Genomic DNA, 18,663 nt, shown 5'->3' with positions numbered 1-18,663 from the left:
GTTAGACGTAACCAACACCCCTTCTGGTTCCCAGAAATTACGTCAGCCTCATTGAGACGACTGCCTCAGTGCACTGGGGTCGGACCTGCGGCACGATCGGACCGCGGTATTGGCAGCCCACGCTCAGTTGTCTGTCGTTCTCCATGCGGTGGTGCCAGATCACCACCGAACCGTCTTCCGGCCGCTCTTCGTGAACTATGAATCCGTCACCGTCGTGCTGCTCGGTCCTGATATATCCGATCTCCGGGTTGGTCTCGGCGATCTCGGTCAGTCCCACTTGGACGGCTTCTAGGTTGAGACCCTGTACTCGCTCCCCGACTGTTGCCAGGACTCTCATCGTTCCTCCGTCGTGAAGGACAAGCATCCCTTCGACAGCCTCTGGCACGACATCCCAGGTTGACGGCATTGTGAGCGCGAAGCCTTCGCCAGCACGTTCTGTCAGCTCCGGTCCAGGGCTTTCAGGGATGACTGTCTTCTCTTCAGCGACAACCACCGGTTCCTCCTCCTGCCCGGCTCGCTGGCTAATCTGCCAGGTCACGGCGCCAACCGCAGCGAGAACTGCTACTGCTGCCGCCGCGGTCAGTGCGCTGGTCCGGCTTCGTGGTTCGGGCTCGGCGCCGCGCATCCGGGCGCGGATCGCGTCAATACCAAGAGCATCTTCGACAGGTTCAGCGATCTGCTCCATCACCGGCGCAGCCCCGGACATTCCCTTACCTAGCAGGTGCACCGGAACTGGATAGGCGAGAAGCCCTCGCCGCCATAGGTCGGCAATCATTGGGTCCTTGAGCCCGGCTGCGACGATGAACTCGCAGTCATCTGGGTCGTCCCCGGTCTCCTCGAGGTATCCAAGGACAACGTCAGAGGGCCTCCCGTCATGGTGCAGCAGGGTTCCAGCGACGGTGCGTTCGGCGAAGTCCAACCTGGATATACAGACACGGCCAGCCTCTACTTCAACGAGGAAGCTCACGGAACGCGCTGGCTCTCCAAGTTCCAAGAGCGCCTCGGACACGCTCACCGCGGGCCGGCCCAAGAGGTCGAATCTGTGGTTACCCCAGTAGGACGGGACGATCACGAGCTCGGGGTCCCCGTGGACCTCGTCTCCTGCGGTCGAGCCCCACAGGTTCACGATCCTGTCATTTAGCAGCACGGTTCACCTCCAGCATCTGGACGACCCTTGGGGTGCCGCCGTGCTCCACCCAATGGCCCCGGCCAGGTGCCTGGTTGGTGGGGGTGATACCGAATAGGGGGCCGTCGTCACGCGTCCCTGACAGCACCATTGCCGCAGCGCCTGAGTCGCGCACCGCGGCGAGAAACGGTTCGTGCAGCGCGCGGATGGTTCCGCTGATTCGCCTCCCGACGATCACTCTCAACCCAATATCCACCGCATGCGGAATCAGCTCTGCCAGCGGCGCCAGCGGGTTCCCCGAAATTCCGCCGACGAGGTCTTGGTCATCGACAACAACAGTGACTTCCGGGCCCTCCCACCAATCACGCGCGGACAATTGTTCCGCGGTGATGTCTGGGCCGGGGAGGCGTGCGCGGAGGGCGTCGGCAAGCTCTTTTACCAGCGGTCCAGCAACGGTGGACGATCCTGCGTACCCCGCCAGCCGCTGCGACGGTACGTGCCCAAGCAGACTGCGGCGATAGTCGATGATCAGGAATTTCATCGTCGGGTGGCTGTCCAATAGCGTGTCGACGACAAGGGTCACCGCATTCGTACGCCCCGACCCAGACGCACCGACGATCACAAGATGCCGATCCTTGTCCGGACGGAAAAATACCGGAGCGAGCCGCTCCTCATCGAGTGCAATCGCGCCGGGATGGAGAGTGGCATCGATGTTCTCCGGCAGGAGCCTGAGCGGTTCCGCGTCCTTGTCGCCACGCGTGCGCGAGTGTGCGGCGATCCGATCAACATCCGCCGGAGTGGAATCAGCCACCAGCAGCGCCCGCCCACCAGCAACCAGTCCCCGACCTGGCGACTCCGGAACAAGTTTGGCTGCCTTCCGGTCGTACACCGAGTCGATGGCTTCGGCCTGTCGAAGTTCGATCCGTGAGCCCATGAGGTCGCGGACCGCGGGCCTCAGTTCGGTCCAGCGATGCGCGGACAACACCACATGCACGCCCACCGCGAGCCCGTCTGAAATGACACGTTGCACGCGATCAGCGAGATCCGGGTGGTCGGTGCGCAACGCAGGAAAACCATCGATGACAAGGACCAGGTCAGCCTCCCCTGCGTACCGCGCCTCCTCCACGGAGTGCCATCCGTTGTCTAGGTACGCGCGTTCGCGGTCATCGACTGCGATGGACACCTCAGCGATAGTTCGGGTGATCCGCGCGGTATCACCACGGTGGGCCACCGACCGCACATGTGGCAGGCGAGCTAGGTCCACCAGCGCAGCAGCACCGTAATCGATGATGAAGAACTGCAGCGACGCCGACGGAGTGGACCGGGCCAATGCCAGAACCAGGGTCCGCAGCGTCGTAGACTTCCCCGACCTCGGCGCACCCACCACAGCAAGGTGCCCACCAGCACCAGACAGGTCAACCACGTGGGAGCTCTGGCGCTGTTTCAGCGGGTCGTCGACGATGCCGACAGCAGCGGTCAGCCTGGCCCCCGGCGTCAAGGTCTCCAGTACAAGCGCATCCGGCAGCGGCGGCAGCCACACCCGGTGTGCACTGTGCGGAATGTGGTTCATCGCGGTGACCGTCGTCGATAGCAGCGTCCTGCCGGTCCCCTCCGTTGTCACCGACACTGGTACCTCAGGCACGCCAGCCGCGGTAAATTCCACGACCCTCGCCCGGTCCGTCCCTCCCATCGCGACAGCGCGGACTTGCTCCACCTGCCCGGACACATACGCCGCACGGAACTTCGTCGCCGCACCCGCATCGCTTTTCAGGTACCCCAGCCCAGGAATGGACGGCAGCAGATGCGCATCCGGAACGCCCAGCACCGCACGGGATTCGGCGGCGGAGAACGTCTTAAGGCCAATGCGATATGACAAATGACTGTCCAAACCTCGCAGCCGCCCCTCTTCCAGACGCTGCGACGCAAGCAATAGATGCACGTGCAAACTGCGCCCCAATCGCCCGATCGCCACGAACAACTCCGCAAACTCCGGACGCGCCGCCAACAGTTCAGAGAACTCATCCACCACGATCACCAGCGCCGGCAGCGGTTCCAGATCGTGGCGCCCGGCGCGCCGGGCTTCCTCGTAATCGCTCACATTCTTGTATGCCCCAGCCGCACGGAGCGCTTCTTGACGCCGAGTCATCTCACCGGAAAGTGCGTCATGCATGCGGTCGACGAGCACCAATTCATCGGACAGGTTGGTAATCACCGCGGAAACATGCGGCATCTCTTCCAGCCCAAGAAATGTCGCTCCACCCTTGAAATCCACGAGCACAAAGTTCAATTGCTCAGGCGGATGCGTCACCGCCATCGCCAACACCACACTGCGCAACAATTCGCTCTTTCCGCTGCCCGTCGCGCCAATGCAAAGTCCATGCGGTCCCACGCCGCCTTCGGCGGATTCTTTGATGTCGAGGTGGACCACGGAGCCGTCGTCACGCGATCCCACAGGAACCCGCAACCGGTCTCTGCCCCGCCGCACCGGCGGGTCCACGTGCAACGGAGGAGGCTCCAGGCCCAGCTCCACCAGCACCGCGTCTCGGTCGTCGCCCTTCTCCTCCCGCACGCTCCCGCGATGCTTCCCGACGCGCCGAGCCACCACCTCCGCACCCTCCACCGACAACCCATCCGCAGATGCGAAATCTTCATCCCCGGATGTAGTAGTGGCCACGATCCTGCCCGTCCGGACAGCGAGTGCGAGTCCGCTATTCACTGCGCGGTCCCACAATTCAGCAGAGATGTCACCGACCGCGATGACACATGTCCCCTCTCCTGTTGGTTGTCCTCCATCAACAATCTCGACGGTCAGGGTGGCGTCTCCAGGGCCGTGATGCGCCACCCATTTCAGCCACTCCCAGTGCGGCGATTCGGAGCATATTCGCACGTCATCAGGGGAATGCAACACGATCAACTGCGCCATCATCGCCCTGACCAGAGCCCGCGAATCTGCCGGATCTCCACCGATGGCCAGCACCGGAAAATCACTGAGCCGCACTGCGACCGGGAGCTCTGGCACCGTCCGCGAGGAGCGGATCACTCTTCTCAGCGCCACGGCACTGACGGGATCGAGCGTGTCCGGGGAGGCAATCTCTGGAGCCACTACAGGCGTGGCTGGGGATTGGACGCCGAGGCCGACACGGATTGCAGCGAAGTTGGCGTCGTCAAGCGATCTTTCCCAGAGGCGGTTGGTTGCCTCCAGCGGCCACAAGTCCGCTGGATCTGGGTGAATGTGGCGGAGCCTGCGGTGCTGGGCGCGAACCGAATCCGCGATGGAGGAGCGGATCTCAGTGAGGTGGCGAGCGTACTCGCGGCGGGATTTTCCCAGGTCCGAGGACTTCTTCGCCCCACCTCCCGACAGCATTGCCAAGGTGGACACCACCATCATGATCGGGAAAATAAAAGTCATCGGATTCCGCGCGGCGCCGGAGACGACCATAACTCCGACCATGCCCACAACCGCAACCAGCATCACCACCGGCAGAAGCGCCCTGACCAGCGGTATTTTCTCCGGTTCGGGCGCCTCCGGCGGTGGTTGCGGTGTGATCTCCCCCGGCATGATCTCCGGCGCGACAGAACTCTTCCCCATGGTTCCCCCTGTTTTCCCCGGAACGGCAGTTATCCACAATCCGCCCCGGATTCCCCTATTCCCGATGGACGTGACCGAGAGCATAAGTCAGCATGTGCTCGTGTGCCCGCCAAGCGGTGGGTTCCGGGGACAAGGGGGAAACATGATTGAACAGGCGATCCGCGTTCGGGTGGACATACCCGAGCGCGGTCGAATCGACGTGATGGCGCCAGCGCACGTGCCGGTGGCGGACCTGGTGCCGGAGATCCTCGACTTAGCCGCTAGCAATGGAATAGCCGACACCGATGGAAGGTGGCGGCTGCGTCTTCCAGGCGGAAGCACCGCGGATCCTATGTCCACGCTGGCGTCTCTTCAGGTCACTCACGGCGATCGACTGACTCTCGACGACGAGGCAGAAATCCTGCCTGAACCCATGATCACCGATGTTTCAGACGTCCTGGCCGATGGCTCAAACGGTGTCGGCGTCGTCGATGTCCCGGTGGCGTGCGGGATCTCCTCGATCGCCGTCGCGCCATTGGCGGTCGCGGTGTATCTATCCGCAGCAACCGCGCCGGTCTGGAGCGCAGGTGTCGCCGGCGTGTTGTCGCTAGCTGCGGCGGTCGCGTTGTTCGTCACTGTGTCGAGGGGTGCGCCCGTCTCTGTCCAAGGCGTTCTGTGTTGGCAGGTAGCGGTTCTCACGGGGACAGCAGGCATCGCAGTGGCTGGCACATCCCCTGAATCCTGGGAGTTCGCCGGTGGCCTGTCGCTAGGTTTGGTCATCGCTGCCGGATTGACCGGATGCACTGGAACCAAAATGGGGTCCGCGGCATGTGCTGCCGCAGCGTTCGGTGCATCTGTCGTTGCGGGGCTGCGCTTTTGGCTCGATGACCCAGGTGTCGTGTGGGCGCTGACGGTCACGGTGGGGCTGCTGTCTGTGGTCGCCGCCCCGACGGTCGCAGTCGCCTTCGCCCGGGTCCGTGTCCCCGCAGTGCCTGCCGCTGGCGAGCCATTTCCGAGCGACGGCCACACTACCGACCCTCATACTTCCGCTTCCCACGCCGGTTCACTCATCGATGGATACCTCACCGCCATCTCTGCCGTCACCGCTGTGGCCGCCTCGGCGGCGCTTCTGACAGAACCTTCCGGATGGACATACGCGCTGGTCAGCATGGCAATTGTGGTGATGGTGATCCAATCTCGCGGACACGCTCGCAAGGTGCCGTCTGCAGCGCTACTCACCGGCGCATCGGTGATCGTGATGGCAGCCGCCTGGCATTTTTGGACGCTCGGATGGTGGCCGGTCGCAATCATCCTCGTGCTTGTACCCGCCAGCTCCACAGCACTCGCGGCCCTCTCCGGAGACCGCATCACTCCGCTGACCAGACGCCTCATCGAGATCGCCGAAACCGCCGCCATCGCGGCAAGCATTCCGTTGGCTGCCGTCATCGCGGAGGTGCCCCGGCTTCTCCAGGCAGTGCTGTCATGAGGTGGTTCTTGCTAGTAGCCATCACCGTGTCACTCGTCGGCCTGCTGCTCGTCCCCACTCAGGTTCAGGCCCAGCCGACTCAGTGCCCCGAAACGGGATTGTCAGACCCTTCGCTTCTCGACGTCCCCTTCCCCCGCTCCGATTGGACCTCCACATGGGACTTCAGCCGGGGCGACGGTGTGACTGTCGCGGTGATCGACACAGGGGTCTCCCCACATCCGCGACTGCGCGAGGTCATCGACGGCGGCGATCTGGTGGATGGCTCCGGTGCTTTCCATGACTGCGACGCCCACGGTACTTTCGTCGCCGGCATCATCGCCGCTGAGCCGGGCGACGACTCGGTCTATGGAGTGGCTCCGGGCTCCTCGATCCTGTCGATCCGGCAGACCGCTGGTGAGGTGGGAAATCTCTCGTCGCTTGCGACAGCAATCGGATCAGCAGTGGAGGCCGGTGCTCGTGTCATCAACATCTCGACAGTGTCATGTTCACCTGGAGGCTCCCGGCCTGCAGGCTCTGATGAGGTCGAGGCCGCGATCTCCCACGCAGAATCACAAGGCGCTGTGGTGGTTTCCGCCGCTGGCAATATCTCCGAGGAATGTCCCGAGGGGTACATTTCCTGGCCCGCGGTACTGCCGGAGGTCCTCGCCGTAACCGCAGTCCAGAACTCGGACGGTCCAGGCTTCGCTGATACCTCCGCCGAAACCTGGGCTCTTACTGGTTCCTGGGTCGACGTGGCTGCTCATGGCGGTCCGGTAGTCGGGCTCGACCCGCGCAGCGAGATGATCGTCGATTCGGTCTATAGAGGAAGTACGCCGGGGCCGGTGGTCGGAACCAGTTTCGCGGCACCCGTCGTCGCAGGGACCGCTGCACTGATGATCTCCCGAGAACCAAGCCTCAGTCCCGTGGAGGTTCGAACCACAATCATCGACACTGCCTCTCCAGTTCCAGGTGCTGCCGGGGTCGGCGTTGGCGTCGTCGATCCTGTAGCTGCTCTAACGTGGCCTCGAACTACGGCACTCAACAATGGCGACATGGTTCCCGTAGCCGCCCCGAGTTCACCGATCCCTTCAGATCCTGTCCCCGGCCGACGTCTTTTATTCGTCGCCTCGACATCCGCCCTTACGGCCATCTTCTTCGCGATCGTGGTACTCATTGCCACGACAGTGCGACGACAATAATCCGACGTCAGCGGCAGAAAGACCACCTCCTAAATTCACCGGAAGTTCATATTTTCCCCTTGATCGCTATCGAACTAGCGTTCTATGATGGTGGCACAACACAACACAGAGGGGGGGGAGGAAATGCCATGGACGGGGACCTTGTCTTCAACGACTTCTACGCCAGCTTGAACGAGCAGTTCACCGATACTTCACACGAGGACTACTACTCATCTGTCTCCACCGGCATTTTCGGCGACCCACTGGCACCACCAGAGAACCCTTTTGACGACGCTGACGAGGTGTACACCCGTCTCGGCCGTGGCCGTTCCCGGCTCTCCGGAATCTTCGCCGAGGCACTTCGCGATGACGCTCCGCGCTACCTGCACGAAACGGCATGCGCGGCCGTTGCCGCTTCCCCATTGGCTCTTTCCGAATCTCATCTCCGCATCGCTACTTACTGCACCCCATCCGACATTGAGGAGGACATCAACGCACTGGCCGAACGCACCAAGATGGCATTGGGACTTAGCCGCTCCCAGACCCGCTCTTACATCCGTATCGGCATCATGCTGCGCCGACTTCCTCGCATTGCTGAGGTTCTTCGGGCTCGCGCATTCCTGCCACTGGAGTACCTGCAGGGACTCGCCCGCTGTGTCGAGCCCCTGGCCGAAGAGTTCCTCTCCGACGTCGAGTTCGGCCTGCTTCCGCTGATCACCCCTAGTGAAGACGGTGAGGTGCTGCCGGGATTCCGTACCTTCTACAACCAGGTTCAGCATCTCGTCGCCATCTTGGATCCGCCGGTACGCCCAAAGAACCTTGACCAGACCACCCTCGGGGACCTCCCCAGTGAAGGCATCGGTATCCAGTCTGACCTGCATACCTCGTACATGACTGCGGTACTGGACAAGGCGCGGGCAGTGGAGTTCATGGCGGCATTGGAAGAGATCGCGAAGGCTAAGAAGTGCTCTCTGCCCGATGCCCTGACCTACATGGTCCACGGCACCGCTGAAGTGAAGGTGTGCTTGAACCTCTACCTCCCTGCTTTCGGTTCAGGTCCCGGATACATGACCCAAACCGGACCACTCAGTGACATCGCAACCAAGGGGTTCCTGGCAAAGGTGGCATCAATGCGAGTGATTGGTGACAGCACCGTGGAGGCTTACGCACCTACCGACGCGCAGCGTGCCTTCGTCATGGCTCGTGACGGAACCTGCCGATTCCCCGGCTGCGAGGTGACCGCTGACCTCTGCGAAATCGACCACATCCACGAATACGACCACGACAATCCCAACGAAGGAGGCCCCACCGACACTGAGAACCTGCACTGCCTGTGCTCACGGCACCACATGATGAAGACCGCGGGTCTCTTCGGAGTTACCCGCTACTCCGACAGTCGTGAGGTATACCGCTCCGTCAAGGGCGGGCCGGAGGCTGCCTCGATGCCGGCCGGACCTGCAGCGAGACTTGGTCGAGTGACCGTCGCGCAGAACTTGCAGCGTTCGGTGTCCTCTCTGCGTGCTCACAACGACAAGCGCAAGTCCTTCATGGATGAGTGCATGGAGGCAGTGACCGCCGCCGAGGTCCGCGAAGCGATGGCAGAAGAGATCAAGACTGCAGTTGCACAAGCCAAGCGTGCCGGTCGACTAATTGGACGGAAGCGAGCATTCGAGGACCTGAGTGGCGAACCAATCGTCCCCGACCTCAGCGAATCCTCCGAAGTCATCGACGAAGCCGAACGAGTCGCCCGAATCATGTGCGATCCGGTTTTCGCCGCTGGTGAGGCTGCTGCGGATGCCGCTGAAGTGGTACTCGACCGATACTCCCAGCTGCTATTTGCCGAACAGATGGAGGAATACGAACAACTACAGAATGAGGAGAGTGAGTTTTACGCCCGCGCAGTCGTCGAGGGAAACTTCGGCGCAGTCTTTGAACCTGGTGCCGACATGATGGACGAAGTAATCCCGTTCTAATCACGAAGGCTGCAGTGCCGCGTCCCGGTTCAACTCCGGCCCCTCAGGCAGCGCCGAGATTCCGCTCCACGGCAATTCTGGTGGCACAGTGAATCCCAATGCCTGCAGTGCAGAAGAGTCTTCGACTCTATGCCTCACCCCGGACGACGACACCACGTGGAGTCCATCCCGGGTCCGGATAGCAACGGTGGTGCCGGGTCCGAGGTAGCCGGAAAGGGAGATGGGGGCGTCGGGAAGCATGGGGTAAGCGACGATGTCGCCAGCGGCGACGGAGTCACGAGTAGCCGTGACGGTCTCGCCTGCGTCGACGCAGAGCCAGCCGCTAGCATCCGACCAGGTGGGAACGGCCGACGGCAAAGAGCCAAGGTCCACCGCCGGGGCAACGGGAATGGCAGCGAGAGTCCGTTCATCGGCGGAGTGCATGCCCGAGCCGGAAGCGAGGACGAGGGCAGCGGTCTCGGGAATGTCGACGGCTCCGCCTTGCCTTGCGACTAGATATCTACCGCCGACATCGGCGACATTGCCGACTCGATCGAACGGCACCGCGAAACCCGTCGGCTCTCCGATCGCGCCTACCTCAGGGATTGCGACCGGCGGGCGTTCGGGAATGATGCGCAGCAGATCAGTCCCGACGGGGCGGATTGGAGCGGACCCGAGACCGAGCGCTCGGGCGATGACCGGGTCACGCGGATCGATGCTGGCACGACGGCCGTCGGCAAGAAGCCAGTGTTGCCCACCGTGGGTGAGGATCGTGGCCTCCGCCATCGAGGTGCCCGCGGGTTCGGTGCGAAGTCGGACGAGGACGGTGTCAACCTCACCATCGGACACTTGCTCACAGACACCCACGGTGGGCGTCTCACCAAACGACTCCCCTGCCCCGGCAGGAACCGGCGGTGCATTGTCGATGCCGATGGCCGGTCCGTGTCGCCAACGGTCCAGCGCGTCTTCGCGAATGGCAGACGGTGACTCGGCGCGCCCGAGGATGAGTCTGGCTGAGGCGAGGTTGCTCACCGGATGGACGGTGTCATCGATGCGAACGTACAGAGAACCGGTGTCGCGAACGAGGAGGACAGCGGCGTCATCGGCAGCGGCGGCACTGGGTCGGAAAACTCCAAGAAGCACGGAACCTGCGGCGAGCAAGACGGTGAGCACCACACCCACAGCCACCGCGCGGTTCCGGGCAGCAAGCGGGTCATGGAACATGGCCGAATCAGCGCGGACGAGGGCGTGCTCAACCCTCCGGACCAGGAATCGATGCCCGCTGACTTGAGCAGGCGTGGTCGGTGTTCTCGGCATTGGAAAGTCCCCCCGGACGCTGTCGCAATCGAATGCACTGCACCTTAACCCTGCCGGTGTTAGCCTGCAGCCCGGGCGGCAGAGAGGGGACCCAGTGGGGATTCTGACGGTGGTGGGATGTGCTTCAGTCGGGACGGCGGCCTGGCATGTGCCGGTGCGGGGGCGGTCACTGCGGGAAAGGATGAATCCCGCGCCGCGACCGGGGACAGTTGTGGGGATCCGGCTGCATCCGACGAAGGAGCAGCGACTTCATCCGGCGGAACTCGATGCAATTTTGAGGGAGGCTCCTGGTGAGGTCGAATCGCTTGTGCTAACGCGGATCGCGCCGCCCGCGAAGGGTGAGTTTGTGCATTCGTACCGGACGGTTGCGGACAGACTCGGGGTTGACCATCACGGGTGGACCCACGTCATCGTGTCTGGTGCTGAGCGTCCGGAACGACTTCGAGAATTCCTCAGTCACAGATTTGGTTGTCTGGGAATTCGATCTCGTCCGTTGTCCGGCGACGAGCTTCAATCACAGGGATCTGTCGTGGGAGCCCTGCGCAGGAGAGGAAGTAATCCCCATTTGCGCAGGACCGCTGGGTGGTCTGGACCTGCTGAGGGTGTGACGATCGAACCGGTGCCAATGCAGGTGATCGGGATCTGTGCGTCAGGGTCAGCGTTCTGTTTGCCACTTGTGACCACACCCAAGGTGGTGCTGTCCGGGCATCCCGGCGACGCCGAGCGCATGTTGATTACGGCGCTTGCCACCGGAGTTCGAACAGGCTTATCGACGCTCCGGCCCGGACGCTTCGCCACCCTTCAGCAGCGAGGTGCACGGATAGTGACGCCGGGAATGCACCGCGAATTCGATCTCATCCTGGAGGATCTGGGACAACGGAGAAGCCGGAATGCCGCACCTCATGGTTCAGGTGGAGTGCAATTGGTCGACCCGGCGCATTCAACGCAGGAAGTGCAGCCGAACACCGGGTTCCTTACCATCACGACCGGGACTCATACGTGGACCGTCACCCGGGATTCCGGGGAGTCCACGGTGTTCAGGCCGGTTTAATTGGCGCCGAGGAGACCGCGAAGATCGTCGAGGGCTCCGGGCTCGTCGCCGACCTCGGTGTCGGCCTCGGGATCAGTGGCGTTCACCGGCTCTGGGGCGGATGCACCGGTCACATTGCCGTTGTCGATGGTGACGGAGCCTTCCGGTCCATCGCAGGTCACAGTTGCGGGGCCGCCAGCGAGGCAGGAGAAACCGAAGGCAGAAAGACGCTGGTTGGTCTCCAGGACCCTGGGTTGCTCAGAGCCGCCGGGGAAGGTCAGAGCCTGGTAAGTCACGGACTCACCGGTGAAGGCCACCGAGTTAGCGGGGGCTTCCTGGCCGTCAGCGCCTTCGACCATGGGGGCGTTGACGATGTTGGCCTCACAGCTCAGGTAGTTGGTCGCACCCAGCTGGTTGAAAACACACTGAGTGGAGCCGTCTGCAAGAACGAACTGGCGGGCGTTCGGGGCGTCAGAGGGGGTGTAGTCCGCCTCATCCACGTCAACGATGGTGTTGGACTCCACGGCGGCTTCAGTGTCCTCCGACTCGGAGGTCGTCGGTGACGCAGAGGTGCTCGAGGTCGTCTCCGGGGCGGGAGCGCCGTTGTTGTTGTCGTCGGTTGAACAGCCGGCGAGAACGAGCATCGCTACACCGACGGGGACCATTAACTTCAGGGCACGCATGGGAATTCACCCTACGCTTGTTCGCTCTGGAAATGTCGCGGAACACAGCGGGTACATCAGCTCTCAGGAGGCGCTAAGGCTTCCGGATCAGCGAATGGTTTCGGAACATACGGCGGATCCGCCTGGTCTGAAGGTCGTTGCACCAGCGGGTATGTCAGCGGGCTGGTGCCAGGGATGAACACGTAGGGATCATCGGCGTCAGAGTCTGACGATGATGCGAGACCGACCTCGGATCGTGTCGGGAGTGTTCCCATTGGGATGGGCGACTCCTCCCGCATGCGTTCGATGGCGTCAACACTCACCAGTCGGTTCACTGCCACAATCCCAACATTGTCGTCTCGGTACACCGGCGTGGTGCCTGGGGCGTTCCACACGCCGTCGTGAATCGGCCAGTAATACTCCTGATTGCCCCAGATATTTGGAGGCGAGATGACAAAGAAGGCAACGTCGAGGTTCTCGACGGCCTCGTCGACGGTGTTGCGTTCCCAAGCGGCGTCGGGACCATTGCCGGCACCAATCTTGTCTGCATGCCAATTAATGAGGTTCGTGTCCGATTCCAGGTCCACGTCTGGCCACTGGAAATGGTGAAAAATCGATGGCAGTCCGGTTCGCGCGTACAGCCAGGCTGTGCCTTGTTCAGGGATGCCCCAGGTGTTGTGGCGCCAGGCCTCGGGCTGCTCGGCCAGCCAGTCCATCGCCTCCATGTCCGCGAAATCGACGACTCGGGGCGTGTAGAGACTCTCGAAGGCGAACTCCCTCGTATGGTGCTGTTGCTGCGTCGCCCACGGAGCCGCGAAGGAAGCCACCGCTACAGAGACCACCACTGCCACGACCGAATTCCACGGCTCCCATTTGCGGACCGGGCCCATACACACGAGCCGGATGACCACCGCTACGGCGATACCCGCTCCCGCGCTGTACATCAGAGCCACCGGCATGATCAGGCGGTGCGGGGTGGCGTAGTGCATGTCCGCGTAATACGACAAGAGGTCACCGCCAAACCCTTCGATCGGGAGGATTCCGTGCACGGTAGTGACGAGGAACAACGCCAGTGCCGCCAGTGGCCACAATGCCCAACGCCATAACAGTGCAAAGGCAAGTCCCACTAGGCCGGCAATCAGCACTGGGTAGACGACAGGATCTTCGCTGGCGTGTCTAGTCATCATCTGGAAGGCATCCAGCCAGGACTGTCCGCGGTCGTCGGTCACGGCATTGACTTCAAAGTCCTGAATCGCTTCACCTTGGCCATAGCGAACGAGCACCTGCAATGACGGGATCAACGCCGACAATGCAAGCAGGCCTGGAATTAGCATTAGAGCCAGGTCACGAAGTCGACTTTTTACTCGGCCGAGCTCTGGTCGGGCAGGACGCCACAGTTGTAGGAGCAACCAGTAGGCGGCGACGAAGACCACGACGATCGACAACGCCGCCAGATGCACCTGCGCCACGCCATAGAGCGCGAGGACCGCTGCGAAGATTCGGACCGGTTGATACGGAATGTTCACGAACAACGCGAAGGTGACCGGAGCAAGAGATAAGGCCACGACGTAAGGCCAGGCGCCGACGCCGAAGCCGGTGAGATAGAGCGTCGGGAGTGCGGCTGATGCGATCGCAGCGAAACCGGCCGCCAGAGAACGGGTCAGTCCCGCGCGACGGATCATCATCCACGCGAGCACCGCAGCGGCCAGTGGCAGCGTCACCGCAGTGATGGCCATACCGGTGAGGTTCATCGTGCCGATCACCGAATCACCAGTGATCTCGCCGAGAGTCGCAGCAAAGGTATGCCACCCGGTTGGGTAGAAGATCGGCCAACCAGTCTCGTAGTTCTGGAGCTCACCCATGTGCGTCGGGGATGCGACGCCGCTTTCCTGGATGTACCTGATCACTGAGCCATGCCAGTTCGGGTCCCACGTCTGCGGGATCATGTCGAGGGTGTCGTCGCCCTTACGCAGATTCCATACGGGCAGGAAGTTGGCCCCGGCACCGATGATGACGCCAATCAGTGCGGGTAGCGCGATGAGGGCGTCGTAAAGCGTGGCTTTTACGGGCTTGTGCTTTACGACGCCCCCAGCCACCAACCGCCACCCCACAGCCGCGAGCAGCAGCACCAACCACACAACCGCGACAGACACGATGGTGAAGTCGATGCCGATAAGACCCAACACAGAGGCGGCGATGGCGCCGGTGGCGAGGGTCAGCGCCGGGCCAGCGGCGAGCGCCCACCCGGTCCGGAGACCAGAAACGAATCCGAGGATTGCTCCGGGGATGACCAGCAGGAGGAGAAGAACGACGAGGGATCCGATCATGGCGTTACCCGTGGAACCTCGGGTTGCCCTCCGGGCAGCCCTTTCCTACGGCACGGTCCTCCTCACCGGGTAGAACTCGGATGCCGCGGGTTGCTTCCGCTCGGGCGGCTAACTCCGAGTCTGCTGGATAATCCACGCCCGACAGTGCCAAACCACACGCCGGAGCAACGGGTACGAGCGGGGACCTAGAACGTTCCTCTAATAGGCTTTCGGTGAACCCGGGATCGCGGCGTCCCTCCGCGGTTGCGAGGCAGGCGCCGACGAGAGAACGCACCATCGACCAGCAGAACGCGTCTGCGGTTACCTTCGCGACGTACAGTTCCGGTTCCTGCGCAGTTGACACGTCGACCCATTCGAAACGCTGCAGATCGCGGACAGTGGTGGCGTTTTCCCGGGGCTTGCAGAAGGCGGCGAAGTCGTTGAGGCCGATGAGGGCGGAGGCGGCGTCGTTAAGCGAATCCACATGCACCTTGCGGTGGTGGTGCGCGGTGTCCCTGGCGCGAATAGGAAGCGGACCGCCGTCTGCGGTGGAGACGCGGTACTCATAATGGCGGCGAAGAGCCGAGAAACGGGCGTCGAAGCCCTCGGGTGCGATCTGGCAGGCGTGGACCCGGACGTCGTTGGGCAACATGCGACCTAAGCGACGCACCAAACGGGTGGGGTCGCCCGCGATAGAGCGGTCATTGAGACCCTCAGGGTCGATGTCGCAGTGAGCGGTCTGCTGCAGTGCGTGGACCCCGGCGTCGGTTCGACCAGCCACGGTTAAGCGGACGGGCTGGCGCAAAACCCGAGACAGCGAGTCTTCCAGGATGCCCTGGACAGTTCTCAGCCCGGACCCGGGCTGGGCAGCCCAACCGTGGAAATCGGTTCCGTCGTAGGCGAGATCAAGTCGAAGGCGAATCACCCGGCCAGAATACCGCCCCCTGAAACGGGTGAACCCCGAGCCCGGTCAAAAACCGGGCCCGGGGTTCAATTCCGGGTTAGCGAATTACTTCGCGTCAGCCTCTTCAGCCTCGGCAGCTGCCTCAGCGTCGGTGCTCTCGTCAGCCTCAACCTCCGGAGCCTCCTCTGCAGCTGCTTCCTGGGAAGCGGCGGCGCGGGCGGCACGGTTGGCCTCAGCGGAGACGGTCTCCTCATCGACCAGTGCGATGAGGGAGATGGGTGCGTTGTCGCCCTTACGGTTACCCAACTTGATGATGCGGGTGTAGCCGCCGTCGCGATCGGCGAACTTCGGGCCGATCTCGTCGAACAGCACCTGGATGCTGTAGTTGTCGTTCAGCAGCTTCGCTGCATTGCGGCGGTCCGCGAGGGTGCCGCGACGAGCCTTGGTGATCAGCTTCTCTGCGTACGGACGCAGCAGCTTGGCCTTGGCATCGGTGGTCTTGATCTGGCCGTTCTCGAACAGCTGCTTGGCCAGGTTGGCCAAGATCTTCCTCTGGTGGGAAGCGGAGCCGCCGAGACGGGCGCCCTTCTTGGGCTGGGGCATGATATCTCCTCGTGAGTTATGAAATCGCGGGGTCTACTCGGAGTAGCCCTCATCGTTCCCGTCGGACCACTCAACACCGAACTCGTCGCCAGCGGCGGCGGACGGGTTGAAGCTGTCCGGAGAGTCCTTCAGCGCCAGGCCGAGCTCAGCAAGCTTCTCCTTGACCTCAGTGATCGACTTGTCACCGAAGTTGCGGATGTCCAGCAGGTCGGACTCGGTGCGCGCTGCCAGCTGACCGACGGTGTCGATCTGCTCACGCTTCAGGCAGTTGTAGGAGCGCATGGAGAATTCCAGGTCCTCGATCGGGGTCGCGTACACGGCGACGTCCTCGGCCTCCATCGGCGAGGGTCCGATCTCGATGCCTTCCGCGGCCTCATTGAGTTCGCGGGCCAGGCCGAAGAGCTCCACCAGGGTCTTACCTGCGGACGCCAGGGCGTCGCGGGCAGTGATGGAATTCTTGGTCTCGACATCGATGATCAGCTTGTCGAAGTCCGTGCGCTGTTCGACACGGGTTGCCTCGACCTTGTAGCTGACCTTTAGGACCGGGGAGTAGATCTGGTCGACCGGAATACGGCCGATCTCTCCACCGGTGTTGAGCTGGGCCGGGACGTAGCCACGGCCACGCTCGACAACCATCTCGATCTCCAGGCGACCCTGCTCATTCAGAGTGGCGATGTGGTGATCCGGGTTATGGATCTCCACGCCAGCCGGGCACTCGATGTCCGCGGCGGTGACGGCACCCTCTCCCTCACGACGGAGGTAGACGGTAGCCGGCTCGTCAAACTCGGAGCTAAGGACCAGGCCCTTGATGTTTAGGATGATGTCAGAGACGTCTTCCTTCACACCGGTGATGGTGGTGAACTCGTGGAGAACACCATCGATACGGATGCTGGTCACCGCTGCGCCCGGGATGGACGACAGCAGGGTGCGACGCAGCGAGTTGCCGAGGGTGTAGCCGAAACCCGGCTCCAGCGGTTCGATGGTGAACCGGGAGCGGGAGGAGTCGATGTACTCCTCGGTCAACGCGGGGCGCTGTGAAATGAGCATGTGTGGAAATCCTCCGTGTGGCGACCGCTATTTGACGCCGTAGGGAAAAGGGAACGAAAGAGAGAAGCTTACTTCGAGTAGAGCTCGACGATGAGCTGCTCCTGCAGCGGGATGTCGATCTGAGCGCGCTCCGGTGCCTGGTGAACCAGGATGCGGAGGGACTCCGGAACAACCTGCAGCCAGGCCGGGACGACAGCGTCGACCAGGGTCTCCTGGGCCTCGGCGAACCAGTTCATCTTCGTGGACTTCTCACGGACATCGATGATGTCGTACTGGGAAACCTGGAAGGACGGAACGTTGATCTTCTTGCCGTTGACCGTGAAGTGGCCGTGGGAGACCAGCTGACGTGCCTGACGGCGGGTGCGTGCGAGACCAGCGCGGTAGACAACGTTGTCCAGGCGGGTCTCGAGCAGGATCACGAGGTTGTCGCCGGTCTTGCCTGCGCGACGGGTTGCCTCAGCGTAGTAGCGACGGAACTGCTTCTCCATGACGCCGTAGGTGAAGCGAGCCTTCTGCTTCTCCTGCAGCTGGAGGAGGTACTCCGACTCCTTGATGCGAGCGCGGCCTGCCTGCCCCGGGGGGTAGGGACGACGCTCGAAGTTCATGTCTCCGCCGATGAGGTCTACGCGCAGACGACGGGACTTACGGGTTGCGGGACCGGTGTAACGGGCCATAATTTATCTCCTAGCCTTCCGTTTAGACGCGACGACGCTTCGGCGGACGGCAACCGTTAAACGGCTGCGGCGTCACGTCGGAGATCGAGCTGACCTCGAGGCCGGCGGCCTGGAGGGAGCGGATGGCGGTCTCGCGGCCCGAACCCGGGCCCTTGACGAAAACGTCAACCTTCTTCATGCCGTGCTCCTGAGCCTTGCGGGCTGCGGACTCGGCGGCCATCTGCGCTGCGAACGGCGTGGACTTGCGAGAGCCCTTGAAACCGACGTGGCCTGAGGAGGCCCAGGAGATGACAGCACCCTTCGGGTCCGTGATGGACACGATGGTGTTGTTGAAGGTGGACTTGATGTATGCGTGGCCCTGGGCCACGTTCTTCTTGACTACGCGGCGGCCGGTACGGCGGCCGCGAGCGGACTTCTGAGCTGCCATGTCTTACTTCTTCTTTCCGGCGATCGTCTTCTTCGGGCCCTTGCGGGTACGCGCGTTGGTCTTGGTGCGCTGTCCGCGGACAGGCATTCCACGACGGTGGCGCAGACCCTGGTAGCAGCCGATCTCGATCTTGCGACGGATGTCGGCCTGAACCTCGCGGCGAAGGTCACCCTCCACCTTCCAGGTGGACTCGATGACGTCACGCAGAGCAGAAACCTGCTCGTCGGTCAGATTGTCGGTACGGAGATCCGGGGAGATTCCGGTCTTCTCCAGCAGCTCCTCGGCACGGGCGGGACCAATGCCGTAGATGTAGGTGAGAGCGACCTCCATGCGCTTGTTGCGCGGCAGGTCAACTCCAGCAAGGCGTGCCATGTGGCATTTCCTTCCGGTTGGTGCGGTGGTTT

General features: G+C 62.6%; 15 protein-coding genes. 4 read left to right on the top strand and 11 right to left on the bottom strand.

The genetic code is table 11. The features are described from left to right. Positions 1 to 37 precede the first annotated feature (37 nt). On the bottom strand, positions 38 to 1,147 hold the full coding sequence (locus tag YWU_RS0106595) for a type VII secretion-associated protein (RefSeq protein ID WP_027019850.1): 1,110 nt from the start codon (positions 1,145 to 1,147) through the stop codon (positions 38 to 40). Then, complete coding sequence (locus YWU_RS15580) at positions 1,134 to 4,715, bottom strand: type VII secretion protein EccC (RefSeq protein ID WP_034647332.1); 3,582 nt, start codon at positions 4,713 to 4,715, stop codon at positions 1,134 to 1,136. Before YWU_RS15580 ends, YWU_RS0106595 begins: the two co-directional genes overlap by 14 nt. Positions 4,716 to 4,857: 142 nt before the next feature. Here YWU_RS15580 and eccD point away from each other — a divergent pair, with 142 nt between their 5' ends. From eccD to YWU_RS17500, 3 genes are all read left to right on the top strand, one after another. Further along, positions 4,858 to 6,180, top strand: a complete 1,323-nt coding sequence (gene eccD, locus YWU_RS0106585; RefSeq protein ID WP_027019849.1) for a type VII secretion integral membrane protein EccD — start codon at positions 4,858 to 4,860, stop codon at positions 6,178 to 6,180. Beyond that, on the top strand, positions 6,177 to 7,358 hold the full coding sequence (mycP, locus tag YWU_RS15575) for a type VII secretion-associated serine protease mycosin (RefSeq protein ID WP_051260122.1): 1,182 nt from the start codon (positions 6,177 to 6,179) through the stop codon (positions 7,356 to 7,358). The genes eccD and mycP overlap by 4 nt, the downstream gene beginning before the upstream one ends. 128 nt (positions 7,359 to 7,486) lie before the next feature. Next, positions 7,487 to 9,310, top strand: a complete 1,824-nt coding sequence (locus YWU_RS17500; protein ID WP_051260121.1) for an HNH endonuclease signature motif containing protein — start codon at positions 7,487 to 7,489, stop codon at positions 9,308 to 9,310. Here YWU_RS17500 and eccB read toward each other — a convergent pair whose 3' ends face one another. Continuing rightward, positions 9,311 to 10,606 carry a type VII secretion protein EccB gene (eccB, locus tag YWU_RS0106570; RefSeq protein WP_084141902.1) on the bottom strand — a complete coding sequence of 432 codons (1,296 nt, stop codon included), beginning with the start codon at positions 10,604 to 10,606 and terminating at the stop codon, positions 9,311 to 9,313. A 604-nt stretch (positions 10,607 to 11,210) separates the two neighbouring features. Here eccB and YWU_RS18435 point away from each other — a divergent pair. After that, positions 11,211 to 11,657 (top strand): hypothetical protein, encoded by a 447-nt coding sequence (locus YWU_RS18435; RefSeq protein WP_027019847.1) that lies wholly within the window; start codon positions 11,211 to 11,213, stop codon positions 11,655 to 11,657. Here YWU_RS18435 and YWU_RS0106560 read toward each other — a convergent pair. From YWU_RS0106560 to rpsM, 8 genes are all read right to left on the bottom strand, one after another. Further along, entirely contained in the window at positions 11,654 to 12,319 is a 666-nt protein-coding gene (locus YWU_RS0106560) for a hypothetical protein (RefSeq protein ID WP_156892739.1), read from the bottom strand. The genes YWU_RS18435 and YWU_RS0106560 overlap by 4 nt on opposite strands. 56 nt (positions 12,320 to 12,375) lie before the next feature. Then, the gene (locus YWU_RS15565) at positions 12,376 to 14,625 is read right to left on the bottom strand and encodes a DUF6541 family protein (protein ID WP_027019845.1); all 2,250 of its coding nucleotides are present in this window, start codon (positions 14,623 to 14,625) and stop codon (positions 12,376 to 12,378) included. A gap of 4 nt (positions 14,626 to 14,629) precedes the next feature. Continuing rightward, positions 14,630 to 15,529, bottom strand: coding sequence for a tRNA pseudouridine(38-40) synthase TruA (truA, locus tag YWU_RS15560; protein WP_051260120.1), 900 nt, complete (start codon positions 15,527 to 15,529; stop codon positions 14,630 to 14,632). Positions 15,530 to 15,613: 84 nt separating this feature from the next. Next, complete coding sequence (rplQ, locus tag YWU_RS0106545; protein ID WP_027019844.1) at positions 15,614 to 16,111, bottom strand: 50S ribosomal protein L17; 498 nt, start codon at positions 16,109 to 16,111, stop codon at positions 15,614 to 15,616. A 33-nt stretch (positions 16,112 to 16,144) separates the two neighbouring features. After that, positions 16,145 to 17,158 (bottom strand): DNA-directed RNA polymerase subunit alpha, encoded by a 1,014-nt coding sequence (locus YWU_RS0106540; protein WP_027019843.1) that lies wholly within the window; start codon positions 17,156 to 17,158, stop codon positions 16,145 to 16,147. A gap of 68 nt (positions 17,159 to 17,226) precedes the next feature. Continuing rightward, positions 17,227 to 17,832, bottom strand: a complete 606-nt coding sequence (rpsD, locus tag YWU_RS0106535; RefSeq protein WP_027019842.1) for a 30S ribosomal protein S4 — start codon at positions 17,830 to 17,832, stop codon at positions 17,227 to 17,229. A 22-nt stretch (positions 17,833 to 17,854) separates the two neighbouring features. Further along, positions 17,855 to 18,259 (bottom strand): 30S ribosomal protein S11, encoded by a 405-nt coding sequence (gene rpsK / locus YWU_RS0106530; RefSeq protein ID WP_027019841.1) that lies wholly within the window; start codon positions 18,257 to 18,259, stop codon positions 17,855 to 17,857. Between the two features lie 3 nt (positions 18,260 to 18,262). Beyond that, positions 18,263 to 18,631: a 30S ribosomal protein S13 gene (gene rpsM, locus YWU_RS0106525; protein WP_027019840.1), complete on the bottom strand. Its 369-nt coding sequence runs from the start codon at positions 18,629 to 18,631 to the stop codon at positions 18,263 to 18,265. Positions 18,632 to 18,663: the final 32 nt, after the last annotated feature.

The organism is Corynebacterium sputi DSM 45148 (genome assembly GCF_000427865.1).
GTDB classification, from domain to species: Bacteria; Actinomycetota; Actinomycetes; order Mycobacteriales; family Mycobacteriaceae; genus Corynebacterium; species Corynebacterium sputi.
The sequence above is the reverse complement of the archived record's forward strand: the minus strand, read 5'-3'. Positions and strand labels throughout refer to the sequence as shown.

Excerpts from the sequence above, each read along its gene's own strand:
- eccB (WP_084141902.1), bottom strand. The coding sequence starts at position 10,606 with ATGCCGAGAACACCGACCACGCCTGCTCAAGTCAGCGGGCATCGATTC.
- rpsK (WP_027019841.1), bottom strand. The coding sequence starts at position 18,259 with ATGGCAGCTCAGAAGTCCGCTCGCGGCCGCCGTACCGGCCGCCGCGTA.
- rpsM (WP_027019840.1), bottom strand. The coding sequence starts at position 18,631 with ATGGCACGCCTTGCTGGAGTTGACCTGCCGCGCAACAAGCGCATGGAG.
- rplQ (WP_027019844.1), bottom strand. The coding sequence starts at position 16,111 with ATGCCCCAGCCCAAGAAGGGCGCCCGTCTCGGCGGCTCCGCTTCCCAC.
- YWU_RS0106540 (WP_027019843.1), bottom strand. The coding sequence starts at position 17,158 with ATGCTCATTTCACAGCGCCCCGCGTTGACCGAGGAGTACATCGACTCC.
- YWU_RS17500 (WP_051260121.1), top strand. The coding sequence starts at position 7,487 with ATGGACGGGGACCTTGTCTTCAACGACTTCTACGCCAGCTTGAACGAG.
- YWU_RS15565 (WP_027019845.1), bottom strand. The coding sequence starts at position 14,625 with ATGATCGGATCCCTCGTCGTTCTTCTCCTCCTGCTGGTCATCCCCGGA.
- YWU_RS0106560 (WP_156892739.1), bottom strand. The coding sequence starts at position 12,319 with ATGCGTGCCCTGAAGTTAATGGTCCCCGTCGGTGTAGCGATGCTCGTT.
- mycP (WP_051260122.1), top strand. The coding sequence starts at position 6,177 with ATGAGGTGGTTCTTGCTAGTAGCCATCACCGTGTCACTCGTCGGCCTG.
- YWU_RS15580 (WP_034647332.1), bottom strand. The coding sequence starts at position 4,715 with ATGGGGAAGAGTTCTGTCGCGCCGGAGATCATGCCGGGGGAGATCACA.
- eccD (WP_027019849.1), top strand. The coding sequence starts at position 4,858 with ATGATTGAACAGGCGATCCGCGTTCGGGTGGACATACCCGAGCGCGGT.
- rpsD (WP_027019842.1), bottom strand. The coding sequence starts at position 17,832 with ATGGCCCGTTACACCGGTCCCGCAACCCGTAAGTCCCGTCGTCTGCGC.